This window comes from Cupriavidus sp. WS, assembly GCF_000395345.1.
In the GTDB taxonomy this organism is placed as follows: Bacteria; Pseudomonadota; Gammaproteobacteria; order Burkholderiales; family Burkholderiaceae; genus Cupriavidus; species Cupriavidus basilensis_B.
Genome location: NZ_AQPL01000523.1, coordinates 1 through 12,813, shown reverse-complemented (window position 1 = coordinate 12,813; position 12,813 = coordinate 1). Strand labels below are relative to the sequence as shown.

Genomic DNA, 12,813 nt, shown 5'->3' with positions numbered 1-12,813 from the left:
CCGGCGAGCCAGCCGGGCGCCGCGCCGGGCCGCGCACGAGAACGCGGACAACCGCGCGCGCGGCATCGCAGGCAGGCAAGGCATTCAGGCAACGGAGGAGAAGACGATGGAAATGGTGAACCACACGGTGATCAACCTGATCATCTTCGTGCTGGCGATCTACGTGGGCTACCACGTGGTCTGGACGGTGACGCCGGCCCTGCACACCCCGCTGATGGCCGTGACCAACGCGATCTCGGCCATCATCATCGTCGGCGCCATGCTGGCCGCCGGCCTGACCGAGGGCCTGGTGGGCCGCACCATGGGCACGCTGGCGGTGGCGCTGGCCGCGGTCAACGTGTTCGGGGGCTTCCTGGTGACCCAGCGCATGCTGGAGATGTTCAAGAAGAAGGAACCCAGGGCGAAGAACGGCGCGAAGGACGGCGGCGCGGACAAGGAGCACGGCAAATGAGCATGAACCTCGTCACCCTGCTCTACCTGGTCGCCTCGGTGTGCTTCATCCAGGCGCTCAAGGGCCTGTCGCACCCGAGCAGCGCGCGCCGCGGCAATGCCTTCGGCATGGCCGGCATGCTGATCGCGGCGCTGACCACGCTGGCGCTCATCGTCAAGCTCAAGAACGAATTCCTCGCGCTCGGCGCGGGCCAGTCGCCGGTGGGCGAAGGGCTGGCGCTGATCCTCGGCGCGCTGGTGGTGGGCGGCGGCATCGGCGCCTACGTGGCCAGGAAGGTCGAGATGACCAAGATGCCCGAGCTGGTCGCGGCGATGCACTCGCTGATCGGCCTCGCGGCGGTGTTCATCGCGGTGGCGGCGGTGGCCGAGCCGGCCGCCTTCGGCATCACGCCGGCCGGCTCGCACGAGATCCCGCTGGGCAACCGCATCGAGCTGTTCATCGGCTGCTTCGTCGGCGCCATCACGTTCTCCGGCTCGGTGATCGCGTTCGGCAAGCTGGCCGGGCGCTACAAGTTCCGCCTGTTCCAAGGCGCGCCGGTGTCGTTCGCCGGCCAGCACTGGCTGAACCTGCTGCTGGCGGTGGCAATGATCGGCTTCGGCGTGATCTTCTTCCTGTCGCAGAGCTGGCTGCCGTTCCTGGTGATGCTGGCGCTCGCCTTCGTGCTGGGCGTGCTCATCATCATCCCGATCGGCGGCGCCGACATGCCGGTGGTGGTGTCGATGCTGAACTCGTACTCGGGCTGGGCGGCGGCGGGCATCGGCTTCTCGCTGAACAACCCGATGCTGATCATCGCCGGCTCGCTGGTGGGCTCGAGCGGCGCGATCCTCTCGTACATCATGTGCCGCGCCATGAACCGCTCGTTCTTCAACGTGCTGCTGGGCGGCTTCGGCGGCGCGGCCGCGAGCAGCGCGGCGGGCGCGCAGCAGCAGCGCAACGTCAAGTCCGGCTCGGCCGACGACGCGGCCTTCCTGATGGGCAATGCCGAGACCGTGATCATCGTGCCCGGCTACGGCCTGGCGGTGGCGCGCGCGCAGCACGCGCTCAAGGAACTGACCGAGAAGCTGACCGAGAAGGGCGTGACGGTGAAATACGCCATCCACCCGGTGGCCGGCCGCATGCCGGGCCACATGAACGTGCTGCTGGCCGAGGCCGAGGTGCCCTACGATCAGGTCTTCGAGATGGAGGACATCAACAGCGAGTTCGGCCAGGCCGACGTGGTGCTGGTGCTGGGCGCCAACGACGTGGTCAACCCGGCCGCCAAGACCGACCCCGGCTCGCCGATCGCCGGCATGCCGATCCTGGAGGCCTACAAGGCCAAGACCATCATCGTGAACAAGCGCTCGATGGCGGCCGGTTATGCCGGGCTGGACAACGAGCTGTTCTACATGGACAAGACCATGATGGTGTTCGGCGACGCCAAGAAGGTGGTCGAGGACATGGGCAAGGCCATCGACTAGGCACGCCGCGGGGCGGCCGGCGCGGGGCGCGCCCGTATTCCCGTGTCCGCCGCCATTGCCGGGCCCCGCTCCGGGGCCTGGCCACCCCCTACTTCGACCCCGCCGCGCGCCGGTTGCGCGGGGGCGCGGGCGCGCTATACTGGTTCCGGTCTTCGGCCACGGTGTGCCCGCGGACCGGTCCGACCCGTGCCGCGTGCGGCCGGCGCGGCGGACCCGCCCCGACTCCGATCCGCCGCCAGCGCTCTGCCGCATCGGTCCCGGCCACGCCGATCCACCCGTCCGAGGTGTCCGAGAGACGCCCAAGCCGAACGCAACATGACATTCAACCCCCAGGACAGGAATCTGTCGGTCTTCCATCACCCGATCCTGACGGTGCTCGTCGACGACAGCAAATCATTCATCGACAGCCTGGCGTTCCAGATGGACCCGGCGCGCCCGGTGGTGACGTTCACCGACCCGCGCGAGGCGCTGCAATGGGTGCGCGACACCTACACGCGCTTCACCGGCTTCCTGCCGGTGCGCGTGACGCACGACGACCTGACCTTCCTGACCGAGCGGCGCACGGTGCAGCTCGACATCGACCGCATCTACCGGCAGATCCACGACATCAACCGCTATGTGCAGCCGGGCGTGATCGTGGTGGACTATTCGATGCCGCAGATGAACGGGCTGGAATTCTGCCAGGCGCTGCAGGACCTGCCGTGCAAGACCATCCTGCTGACCGGCACCGCCGACGAAGGCATCGCCGTGCAGGGCTTCAACCACGGCCTGATCGACCGCTACGTCAAGAAGCACGACAGCAACATGGTGGAGCGGCTGGACCAGGAGATCGACGCGCTCCAGCAGCAATACTTCACCACGCTGTCGCGCACGCTGCGCGAGCTGCTCACGCGCCACTCGTTTTCCTTCCTGTCGGACCCGGTGATCTGCGACCGGGTGCGCCAGATCACCGCGCGCTACGGCTTCGTCGAGTATTACCTGTTCCCCAACCCGGCCGGCATCCTGATGCTGACCGCGCAGGGCCACGCCACGCTGATGGTGATCGAGACGCGCGCCGGGCTGATGAGCCAGGTGGAGTCCGCCGAGGCCTACGATGCGCCGGCGGCATTGATCGAAGGCCTGCGCGAGGGCCGCATCGTGCCCTTCTTCTGGCCGGGCAACGGCATGTACACGCCGGCCTGCGTCGACTGGGAGCAATACTGCCTGCCCGCCGAGCACTGCGCGGGCCGCGAGGATTATTTCTACGCGCTGTTCGACCTGCCGCGCCACCTGCTGCAGGAGCCCATCGTCAGCTTCCACGACTTCCTGCAGGACTTCGGCCGCCAGCCCGAGCGCATCACCGGCCGCCGCTAGCCGGCCGGCGGCGCGCGGCCAAGAGCCGGCCCGCCTGCCCTTTCCTTCCGCGCTTGCTTCCCGCCCGGCGTCAGGCCGGCGCCGCGTCGCCGTTGCCGGCATTGCCGGCATTGCCGGCGCTACCGCCATTGCCGCGATTGCCGCCGCGCACCATGTCGAAACGGAACAGCCGGCACTCGATGTTGCCGTTGTAGAGCGGCGTGCGGCGCGACTCCTTGAGGCGCAGCCGGCGCGGCAGGCCGAGGTCGCCGGTGAAGATCCAGACCTGCCAGCCGGCGAAGTTCTGCTTCAGCGTGGTGGCGAAGGCGCTGGCGAACTGGTTGGCGGCCTCGTCCTCGACGCCATCGTCGGGCGCCTCGTCGAGCGGGCGGCGGCGCTCGCCGCGCACCGCGATGCGCTCGCCGTAGGGCGGGTTCATCAGCAGCATGCCGGGCGCGGCGAACGGCGGCTGCGCGAAGCGCGCGTCCACCTGCTTCAGGCGCGGCTCGCCGGGCAGGCCGGCGCGCTGCCAGTTGGCCTCGGTCATCGACAGCAGGTCGGTGGAAATGTCGCTGCCGGCGATTTCCAGCGGATCGGCCGCGGCGCGCTTGCGCGCGGCGTCGGCGTCGGCCTGGGCGGCGGCCTTGAGCGCCTGCCAGCCGCGCGTGTCGGCGCCCTTGAGCCATTCGAAGGCAAAGCTGCGGCCCGCGCCCGGCGCCAGGCCCAGCGCCACCTGGGTGGCTTCCACCAGGAAGGTGCCGCTACCGCACATCGGGTCGTAGAACGGCTGTTCGGTCTGGCCCGGCACCCAGCCGGCCAGGCGCAGGATGCCGGCGGCCAGGTTTTCCTTGAGCGGCGCCTCGCCCTTCTCCATGCGCCAGCCGCGCTTGAACAGCGGCTCGCCCGAGGTGTCGAGGTAGAGCGTGACGTCATGCTCGGTCAGGTGCGCATAAATGCGCACGTCGGGACTGACGGTGTCCACGCTGGGCCGCGCGCCGAGGCGCTCGCGCATGGCGTCGCAGACGCCGTCCTTCACGCGCAGGCCGATGAAATTCAGGCTCTGCAGCGGCGAGCGGTGTGCCGTCACGTCCACCCGCAGCGTTTCGTCCGGCGAGAACCACTGTTCCCAGCGCTGGCCGCGCGCGAGGTCGTAGATATCGTCCTCGCGGCGGTAGCCGCGCGCGGCCACGCGCATCAGCACGCGGCTGGCGATGCGCGAATGCAGATTGACCGCGTAGGCCGCCACCATCTCCCCCGAGAACGTGACGCCGCCCGGCATCTCGCGATGGACCTGGAACGGCGCGAGCGTGGCCATGCCGGGCCGGGCCGCGATTTCACGCAGCTCTTCGGCGAGCGCGCTTTCGAGGCCGCGCGGGCAAGGGGCAAAGAAGGCTTGGGACATGGCTTGGGGTTTCCTGCAAACAAAAACGTCCGCCGCGGCGGACGGGGTCGGATAGCGCGCAGTGTACCGCGCCGCGGGGCGTCAGCCGGCCGCGAAGGCGCGCTCGAGGAAGTCCAGCCGGTCCTGGCCCCAGTAGGGCTGGCCCTCGTAGACGAACCACGGCGCGCCGAAGGCGCCGGCGGAGATCGCGTCCTGGGTGTGGCGGGCGTAGTCCGCCTGCACCGCCTGGGCCTCGCTGGCCTTGAGCATGGCGGCGCCGTCCAGGCCGATGCCGTCGGCGAGCTGGACCAGCGTGGCGGCGTCGGCGATGTTGCGCTGCTCGGCCCACAGCGCGCGGCCGACCACGCCGACCAGCTCCATCGCGCGGGCGGTGCCCTGGGCCAGCTGCACGGCGATGATCAGCCGGGCGGCGGGGTCGCCGGAGACCGGGAAGTAGGTCGGGTGCGGATTGAGCGGCACGCCCAGGAACTCGCTCCAGCGCGCCAGCTCCACCAGCCGGTAGGCCTGGCGCTGCGGCGGGCGCTGCGCCAGCGGCAGGCCGCCGGACACCGAGAACACCTTGCCCAGGTCGCAGGGCTTGAGGTTGACCTGCACGCCGTGCTTCGCCGCCAGCGCGGCAAAGCGTGCATGCCCTAGGTAGACGAAAGGCGATTGCGGGGAAAGATAGTAGTCGACCTGCTTGCTCATCATGTCCTCTGGACGGGGGTGGCGCGAGACAACGGCGCTTGGGACGGTGGGGAAACGGGAAAACGGAACCAGCCGGAAACGATACGGGAAAACGCCGCGGCGCGCTGGCGCCGCCACGCGGCCGCCGCGGGCCTCAGAACGGCTTGACCACCACCAGGATCACCACCGCCAGCAGCACCAGCACCGGCAACTCGTTGAACCAGCGGTAGAAGGTGTGCGAGCGCGCGTTGCGCCCGCCCTCGAACTTCCTGAGCAGCACGCCGCAGCCGTGGTGATAGCCGATCAGCACCAGCACCAGCGCCAGCTTGGCGTGCATCCAGCCCTGCCCCGGGCCGCGCCCGATGCCGTAGCCGAGATAGAGCCACAGGCCGAACGCCAGCGCCGGCACCGCCAGCATGGTCATGAAGCGGTACAGCTTGCGCGCCATCAGCAACAGCCGCCGCACCCCGGCCGGATCGGTCTCGAGCGCGAGGTTGACGAAGATGCGCGGCAGGTAGAACAGGCCGGCGAACCAGGAAACGACGAAGACGATGTGCAGCGCTTTGACCCAGAGCATCTGGCTTCTTTTGTGGTGGTGAACTGGTGGACTGGTTGGCCTGCGGCAAACGCGGTGGCGGCGCCCCGCCCCGCCCCGGCTCAGGTGCGGATCTCGCCGTGCCCGAACACCACGTACTTGAGCGAGGTCAGGCCTTCCAGCCCGACCGGGCCGCGCGCGTGGAGCTTGTCGTTGGAGATGCCGATCTCGGCGCCCAGGCCGTACTCGAAGCCGTCGGCGAAGCGCGTCGAGGCGTTGATCATCACGCTGGCCGAATCCACCTCGCGCAGGAAGCGCATGCCGGCGGTGTAGTTCTCGGTGATGATGGAATCGGTGTGCGCCGAGCCGTAGGTGTTGATGTGCGCGATGGCTTCGTCGAGCCCGGCCACGGTGCGGATCGCCAGCACCGGCGCCAGGTATTCCAGGCGCCAGTCCTGCTCGGTGGCGTCGACCAGGCCGGTGAAGCCGGCGGCTTCCAGCGTGGCGCGGGTGGCGGCGCACACGCGCAGCTCCACGCCCTTTTCCTGGTAGATGCGGCACAGCGGCGGCAGCGCCGCGGCGGCGACGCCGGCGGCGACCAGCAGCGTCTCCATCGTGTTGCACGGCGCGTAGCGCTGGGTCTTGGCGTTGTCGCAGACGCGCACGGCCTTGTCGAGATCGGCGCCGTCGTCGATGTAGACGTGGCAGATGCCGTCGAGGTGCTTGATCATCGGCACGCGCGCTTCTTCCATCAGGCGCGCGATCAGGCTCTTGCCGCCGCGCGGCACGATCACGTCGACGTATTCGGTCATGGTGACGAGCCGGCCGACGGCGGCGCGGTCGGTGGTCTCGATCACCTGCACGGCCTGCTGCGGCAGGCCGGCCGCGGCCAGGCCCTCGGCCACCAGCGCGGCCAGCGCGGTGTTGGACTCGATCGCCTCGGAGCCGCCGCGCAGGATGGTGGCGTTGCCGGACTTCAGGCACAGCGCCGCCGCGTCGATGGTCACGTTGGGACGCGACTCGTAGATGATGCCGATCACGCCCAGCGGCACGCGCATCTGGCCGACCTGGATGCCGGTCGGGCGGTATTTCATGTTGCTGATCTCGCCGATCGGGTCGGCCAGCGCGGCGATCTGCTCGAGGCCGGCGGCCATCACGTCGATGGCCTTGTCCGACAGCGTCAGGCGGTCGATGAAGGCGGCGTCCTGGCCGTTGGCGCGGGCGCGCTCGACGTCGCGCGCGTTGACCGCCTTGAGGCGCGCGGCGTCGCGGCGGATCGCGGCGGCGATGGTCAGCAGCGCGCGGTTCTTGTCGGCGGTGGAGGCGCGCGCCATCGCGCGCGAGGCGGCGCGGGCCTGCTGGCCGACGCGTTCCATGTATTGCTTGAGATCGAGCTCGTTCATAGTCCTAGCCGGCAAAGCGCGGCCCTCAATGCGTGTATCTTGCCGGCGTGGCGTGAAAGGATCGTGGCAGGCCCGCGGCGGGCCGGGTCTACCTGGCCGGGTCTACCTGGCCGAATCTACCTAGCAACAAGCAGCGCCAGTTGCAGCAGGCCGTCCCACGGCTCGGCCGGCATGCCCTCGGCGCGCAGGCCCTTGACCTGCCGGTCCAGCTTCGCGGCCATCGCCAGCGCGGCTTCGAGCTGCGCCAGCGAGAGGCGCTGCGCGGCCTGCGGCACCAGCTTCTCGCGCGGCCCCCAGATGCGCAGCTCGCGCGTCAGGACGCCGGCCGGCTTGCCGGCGGCCAGCCCTTGCCGGACCTTGGATAATACGCGAATTTCCTCGGTCAGCGCCCACAGCACCAGCACCGTGGCCTGGCCCTCGCCGCGCAGCCCTTCGAGCATGCGCACCAGCCGCGGCACGTCGCCGCCGAGCATGGCTTCGGAGAGCTTGAAGACGTCGTAGCGGGCCACGTTGAGCACGGCGTCGTGCACCTGCTCGAAGGTCAGCACGCCGGCCGGGTAGAGCAGGCCGAGCTTCTGGATTTCCTGGTGGGCGGCGAGCAGGTTGCCCTCGACCTTGTCGGCGACGAACTGCAGCGCGCGCCGGCCCGGCTCGCCGGGCTCCACGCGCTGCTGCTGCAGCGCGAGGCGCTCGCCCACCCAGGCCGGCAGGCGGGTGCGGTCGACCGCGTCGATCTTGAGCGAGACGCCGGCGCCTTCGAGCGCCTGGAACCACGCCGACTTGGCCGTGGCGAAATCCAGGCGCGGCAGCGTGACCAGCATCAGCACGTCGGGCGAGGGCTGGGCCGCCACCGCGCGCAGCGCCTCGCCGCCGTCCTTGCCGGGCTTGCCGGAGGGAATGCGCAGCTCGACGATCTTGCGGTCGCCGAACAGCGACATGGACTGCTGCGCCTGGACCACCTGGCCCCAGTTGAAGCCGCGCTCGGCGGAGAGCACCTCGCGCTCGCTGAAGCCGGCCTCGCGCGCGGCCTGGCGCAGCCGGTCGACCGCCTCCAGCACCAGCAGGTGCTCGTCGCCATGCACCACATAGAGCGGGGCCAGCCCGCGTGCCTTGGCCTGGCGCAGGTGGGCGTCGAGTCCGTCGAGCTTGAGCTGCATGCCGGCGCGGCTCAGATCGCCTTGACCGAGGCCAGCCGGCGGATCAGCTGCTGCACGATGTCGCGCTGCATGTCGCGGTAGAGCTGCTGCTCTTCGTAGTCCTTGGCCAGCGTGTTGGCTTCGTTGTAGGTCAGGTCGCGCGTGAGCACCAGCTGCGACGGCGCGATCAGTTCCTGGCCGCCGGCATCGCGCAGGCGAAAGGTGAAGCGCTGGGTCAGCCGGTATTCGCGCACCACGCCGGTGGTGGTCAGCGACAGGATGGTCTTGGTCCGCGTGTCCTGCAGCACGTCGAGCAGCGCGTCGGCCTCCTTGGGGTCGGCCACGATCACGGTATCCGAGCCGTTGCGGATGGCGCGGCGCAGGTCCGAGCCCATCAGCGAGTTGGCGGGGATGCTCAGGTACAGCTTCTTGAACGCGAAGTCCGCGTTGCCGCGCATGTGAAAGCCGCAGCCGGCCACCAGGCCGGCCGCCAGCAGCGCCGCCAGGACCATGCGCCGGCCCCGCGCGGGGCGGTCCTGCGCTGGTCGGTCCGCGTGTCGGTCGGTCTGTCGATCCATACCGGGCAACTCCCTCCTTGGCTTGGTCACGGGCTTGGCTTATTGGCGCTGGGCGTCGGCGCTTTACAGCACCACGTTGACGAGGCGCCCCGGCACCACCACGATCTTCTTGGGCGCGGCGCCGTTGGCGAACTTGGCGACGGTCTCGCTGGCGGCGGCCGCGGCCTCGATGGCGGCGCGGTCGGCATCGGCCGGCACCGTCAGGCTGCCGCGCACCTTGCCGTTGATCTGCAGCACCAGTTCGAGCTCGCTCTGCACCAGCGCGGATTCGTCCACCTGCGGCCACGGCGCGTCGAGCAGGTCGCCGTACTGCGTGGCGTAGCCGAGTTCCTGCCACAGGCCGTGGGTGATGTGCGGCACCACCGGGTACAGCACGCGCAGCAGGATGCCGAAGCCCTCGCGGCGCGCGGCCGGGGTGGCGGCCTTGGCGCCTTCGAGCGCGTTGAGCATCTTCATGGTGGCGGACACCACGGTGTTGTACTGGATGCGCTGGTAGTCGTAGTTGGCCTGCTTGAGCACGCCGTGCAGCTCGCGGCGCAGCGCCGCGTCGCCGTCGCCGTACTGCGCGCCGGCGCCGGCCGCGGCGATCGCCCCGGCGTTGGCATGGCCGTAGTTCCACACGCGGCGCAGGAAGCGCGACGCGCCTTCCACGCCGGAGCCGCTCCATTCGAGCTGCTGCTCGGGCGGCGCGGCGAACATGACGAACAGGCGCGCGGTGTCGGCGCCGTACTGGTCGATCAGGGCCTGCGGGTCGATGCCGTTGTTCTTGGACTTCGACATCTTCTCCACGCCGCCGATCACCACCGGCTGACCGTCGGCCTTGAGCACGGCGCCCAGCGGACGGCCGCGCTCGTCGGTGCTGACCTCGACCTCGGCCGGGTTGTACCAGGTCTTCTTGCCGGCCGCGTCCTCGCGATAGTAGGTGTCGTTGAGCACCATGCCCTGGGTGAGCAGGTTGGTGAACGGCTCGCCGAACCCGACCAGGCCCATGTCGCGCATGACCTTGGTCCAGAAGCGCGCGTACAGCAGGTGCAGGATGGCGTGCTCGATGCCGCCGATGTACTGGTCCATCGGCATCCAGTAATCGTTGCGGCCGTCGACCATCGCGGCGGCGTCCGGGCTGGTGTAGCGCATGTAGTACCAGCACGAGTCGATGAAGGTGTCCATCGTGTCGGTCTCGCGCCGCGCCGGCTTGCCGCACGACGGGCACGCGCACGCGAGGAAGCGCGCGTCCTTGGCCAGCGGGTTGCCGGTGCCGTCCGGCACCAGGTCTTCGGGCAGCACCACCGGCAGGTCCTGCTCGGGCACCGGCACCACGCCGCAGTCCTCGCAGTGGATCAGCGGGATCGGCGTGCCCCAGTAGCGCTGGCGCGAGATGCCCCAGTCGCGCAGGCGCCAGGTGGTCTTCTTCTCGCCGAGGCCCTTCGCGCCGAGGTCGGCGGCAATCGCCTCGACCGCCGCCTGGTAGCCGAGGCCGTCATACCTGCCGCTATGGATGCAGGTGCCGTGCTCCTTGTCGCCGTACCATTCCTGCCACGCTTCGGTGGAGAACGGCTGGCCCTTCACGTCGACCACCTGCCGGATCGGCAGGCCGTACTTGTTGGCGAAGGCGAAGTCGCGCTCGTCGTGCGCGGGCACGCCCATCACGGCGCCGTCGCCGTAGCTCATCAGCACGTAGTTGCCGACCCACACCTCGACCTGCTCGCCGGTGAGCGGATGCGTCACCTTCAGGCCGGTGGGCATGCCCTTCTTTTCCATCGTGGCCATGTCGGCTTCCATCACCGAGCCGTGCTTGCACTCGTCGATGAAGGCGGCCAGCGCCGGGTTGGCGGCGGCCGCGTGCGCGGCCAGCGGGTGCTCGGCGGCGACCGCGCAGAAGGTCACGCCCATGATGGTGTCGGCGCGCGTGGTGAACACGTACAGCTTGCCGTCGCCGATCGGCTTGCCGTCGTCGCCGGCGATGTCGTGCGGGAACGCGAAGCGCACGCCCACGCTCTTGCCGATCCAGTTCTGCTGCATGATCTTGACGCGCTCGGGCCAGCCGAGGCCGTCGAGGTCGCCCAGCAGTTCCTCGGCGTACTCGGTGATGCGCAGGTAGTACATCGGGATCTCGCGCTTTTCCACCAGCGCGCCCGAGCGCCAGCCGCGCCCGTCGATGACCTGCTCGTTGGCCAGCACGGTCTGGTCGACCGGGTCCCAGTTCACGGTGCCGGTCTTGCGGTAGGCGATGCCCTTTTCCAGCATCTTGAGGAACAGCCACTGGTTCCAGCGGTAGTAGTCCGGGCTGCAGGTGGCGACCTCGCGCGACCAGTCGATGGCCAGGCCCATCGACTGCATCTGCCTCTTCATGTAAGCGATGTTGTCGTAGGTCCAGGCCGCCGGCGCCACGCCGTTGTTGAGCGCGGCGTTCTCGGCGGGCATGCCGAACGCGTCCCAGCCCATCGGCATCAGCACGTTGTGCCCCGTCATGCGCAGGTGGCGCGCCATCACGTCGTTGATGGTGTAGTTGCGCACGTGTCCCATGTGCAGCTTGCCCGACGGGTACGGCAGCATCGAGCAGGCATAGAACTTCGGCTTCTCGCTGCCGTCGGCCAGCGTTGCCTGTTCCGTCACGCGGTAGGCATCGATGGCTTGCCAGTGTTGCTGGGCGGCTTGTTCAACGGCGGAGGGAAGGTATTTGTCTTGCATGTTCAGGACAACGGCGAGGCGCGTTGACGGGCGGAAAAGCGTGGAAAAGAAAAGCGGCGGGCTGCCTTGCGGCGCCCGCCTGCGCTGGAATGCCGAAAGTGCCGATTATAACCGTCGGGACAGACGGCGCGGCACGGCCCCCTTACTTGAGGCCCAGCACGTCCTGCATGTCGAACAGGCCGGCGGGCTTGTCGGCCAGGAACAGCGCCGCGCGCACCGCGCCGTCGGCGTAGGACTGGCGGCTCGACGACTTGTGCGTGATCTCGATGCGCTCGCCGATGCCGGCGAACATCACGGTGTGGTCGCCCACGATGTCGCCGCCGCGCACGGTGGCGAAGCCGATCGACTGCGGGTCGCGCGGGCCGGTGTGGCCTTCGCGCGCGAACACGCCGCAGGTCTTGAGGTCGCGGCCGAGCGCCTTGGCCACCACCTCGCCCATCGCCAGCGCGGTGCCGGACGGCGCGTCCACCTTGTGGCGGTGGTGGGCCTCGATCACCTCGATGTCGTAGCCCGAGGACAGCAGCTTCGCCGCCATCTCCAGCAGCTTGAAGGTGGCGTTCACGCCCACGCTCATGTTGGCGGCGAAGACCACGCCGATGCGCCCGGCGGCGGCGGCCAGCGCGGCGCGGCCGGCGTCGTCGAAGCCGGTGGTGCCGATCACCATCTTGACGCCGAGGCGCTCGGCCACGGCGAGGTGCGCCAGCGTGCCTTCGGGGCGGGTGAAGTCGATCAGGCAGTCGGCGCCGGCCAGCGCCGCCTCGATGTCGGACGTGATCGTCACGCCGGTGGCGCGGCCCAGCACCAGCCCGGCGTCCTGGCCCAGGGCCGGCGCGCCCGGCACGTCCAGCGCGCCGGTCAGGGTCACGCCTGCGGTGGCGAGAACGTGTTCGATCAGCATGCGGCCCATGCGGCCGGAGGCACCTGCGATGGCGATATTCATGGCGTGTCAGCTAGCGGAAAAAAAGGCCGGCCACGCGGCCGGCCGGTGTCCGGGCGCGGCGGCCCGGCGGGACGTTCAGTTCGCGGGCGGCTGGCCGCCGACCGGCGCCGAGGCGGAATCCTCGGTCAGCTTGCCGGAGATCGGGCTGGCGGCGGGGGCCGGGGTGGCGCTGCCGGCGGGGCTGGATGCCGCGGCATCCGTTGGGGCGGCTGGAGCGGCCGGGGC

At 69.8% G+C, this 12,813-nt stretch carries 11 protein-coding genes; 3 read left to right on the top strand and 8 right to left on the bottom strand.

Annotation, left to right across the window (positions count from 1 at the left end; translation table 11 throughout):
• Positions 1–106 precede the first annotated feature (106 nt).
• The 3 genes from K206_RS0133500 to K206_RS0133490 all read left to right on the top strand — a co-directional run bounded on the left by K206_RS0133500 (position 107) and on the right by K206_RS0133490 (position 3,261).
• On the top strand, positions 107–451 hold the full coding sequence (locus K206_RS0133500) for an NAD(P) transhydrogenase subunit alpha (protein ID WP_020206666.1): 345 nt from the start codon (positions 107–109) through the stop codon (positions 449–451).
• The gene (locus tag K206_RS0133495) at positions 448–1,908 is read left to right on the top strand and encodes an NAD(P)(+) transhydrogenase (Re/Si-specific) subunit beta (RefSeq protein WP_020206665.1); all 1,461 of its coding nucleotides are present in this window, start codon (positions 448–450) and stop codon (positions 1,906–1,908) included. Before K206_RS0133500 ends, K206_RS0133495 begins: the two co-directional genes overlap by 4 nt.
• A gap of 315 nt (positions 1,909–2,223) precedes the next feature.
• Positions 2,224–3,261 (top strand): two-component system response regulator, encoded by a 1,038-nt coding sequence (locus K206_RS0133490; protein ID WP_020206664.1) that lies wholly within the window; start codon positions 2,224–2,226, stop codon positions 3,259–3,261.
• Between the two features lie 70 nt (positions 3,262–3,331).
• Here K206_RS0133490 and K206_RS0133485 read toward each other — a convergent pair whose 3' ends face one another.
• The 8 genes from K206_RS0133485 to dapB all read right to left on the bottom strand — a co-directional run bounded on the left by K206_RS0133485 (position 3,332) and on the right by dapB (position 12,588).
• On the bottom strand, positions 3,332–4,642 hold the full coding sequence (locus K206_RS0133485) for a class I SAM-dependent RNA methyltransferase (RefSeq protein ID WP_020206663.1): 1,311 nt from the start codon (positions 4,640–4,642) through the stop codon (positions 3,332–3,334).
• Between the two features lie 81 nt (positions 4,643–4,723).
• A complete protein-coding gene (locus K206_RS0133480; RefSeq protein ID WP_029044385.1) occupies positions 4,724–5,329 on the bottom strand; it encodes a 2-hydroxychromene-2-carboxylate isomerase in 606 nt (201 codons plus the stop codon).
• 133 nt (positions 5,330–5,462) lie between these two features.
• Complete coding sequence (locus K206_RS0133475) at positions 5,463–5,885, bottom strand: CopD family protein (protein ID WP_020206661.1); 423 nt, start codon at positions 5,883–5,885, stop codon at positions 5,463–5,465.
• Positions 5,886–5,965: 80 nt separating this feature from the next.
• Positions 5,966–7,246 (bottom strand): glutamate-5-semialdehyde dehydrogenase, encoded by a 1,281-nt coding sequence (locus tag K206_RS0133470; RefSeq protein ID WP_020206660.1) that lies wholly within the window; start codon positions 7,244–7,246, stop codon positions 5,966–5,968.
• Positions 7,247–7,362: 116 nt separating this feature from the next.
• Positions 7,363–8,403, bottom strand: coding sequence for a DNA polymerase III subunit delta (gene holA, locus K206_RS0133465; protein ID WP_020206659.1), 1,041 nt, complete (start codon positions 8,401–8,403; stop codon positions 7,363–7,365).
• An 11-nt stretch (positions 8,404–8,414) separates the two neighbouring features.
• Positions 8,415–8,960, bottom strand: a complete 546-nt coding sequence (lptE, locus tag K206_RS0133460) for an LPS assembly lipoprotein LptE (protein WP_052166044.1) — start codon at positions 8,958–8,960, stop codon at positions 8,415–8,417.
• Between the two features lie 63 nt (positions 8,961–9,023).
• Complete coding sequence (gene leuS, locus K206_RS0133455; RefSeq protein ID WP_020206657.1) at positions 9,024–11,648, bottom strand: leucine--tRNA ligase; 2,625 nt, start codon at positions 11,646–11,648, stop codon at positions 9,024–9,026.
• A 142-nt stretch (positions 11,649–11,790) separates the two neighbouring features.
• Positions 11,791–12,588 carry a 4-hydroxy-tetrahydrodipicolinate reductase gene (gene dapB / locus K206_RS0133450; RefSeq protein WP_029044384.1) on the bottom strand — a complete coding sequence of 266 codons (798 nt, stop codon included), beginning with the start codon at positions 12,586–12,588 and terminating at the stop codon, positions 11,791–11,793.
• Positions 12,589–12,813 lie beyond the last annotated feature (225 nt).

Coding starts and splice junctions, on each gene's coding strand:
- K206_RS0133500 (WP_020206666.1), top strand. CDS start 107: ATGGAAATGGTGAACCACACGGTGATCAACCTGATCATCTTCGTGCTG.
- K206_RS0133485 (WP_020206663.1), bottom strand. CDS start 4,642: ATGTCCCAAGCCTTCTTTGCCCCTTGCCCGCGCGGCCTCGAAAGCGCG.
- leuS (WP_020206657.1), bottom strand. CDS start 11,648: ATGCAAGACAAATACCTTCCCTCCGCCGTTGAACAAGCCGCCCAGCAA.
- lptE (WP_052166044.1), bottom strand. CDS start 8,960: ATGGATCGACAGACCGACCGACACGCGGACCGACCAGCGCAGGACCGC.
- K206_RS0133495 (WP_020206665.1), top strand. CDS start 448: ATGAGCATGAACCTCGTCACCCTGCTCTACCTGGTCGCCTCGGTGTGC.
- K206_RS0133480 (WP_029044385.1), bottom strand. CDS start 5,329: ATGAGCAAGCAGGTCGACTACTATCTTTCCCCGCAATCGCCTTTCGTC.
- K206_RS0133475 (WP_020206661.1), bottom strand. CDS start 5,885: ATGCTCTGGGTCAAAGCGCTGCACATCGTCTTCGTCGTTTCCTGGTTC.
- K206_RS0133490 (WP_020206664.1), top strand. CDS start 2,224: ATGACATTCAACCCCCAGGACAGGAATCTGTCGGTCTTCCATCACCCG.
- K206_RS0133470 (WP_020206660.1), bottom strand. CDS start 7,246: ATGAACGAGCTCGATCTCAAGCAATACATGGAACGCGTCGGCCAGCAG.
- dapB (WP_029044384.1), bottom strand. CDS start 12,588: ATGAATATCGCCATCGCAGGTGCCTCCGGCCGCATGGGCCGCATGCTG.
- holA (WP_020206659.1), bottom strand. CDS start 8,403: ATGCAGCTCAAGCTCGACGGACTCGACGCCCACCTGCGCCAGGCCAAG.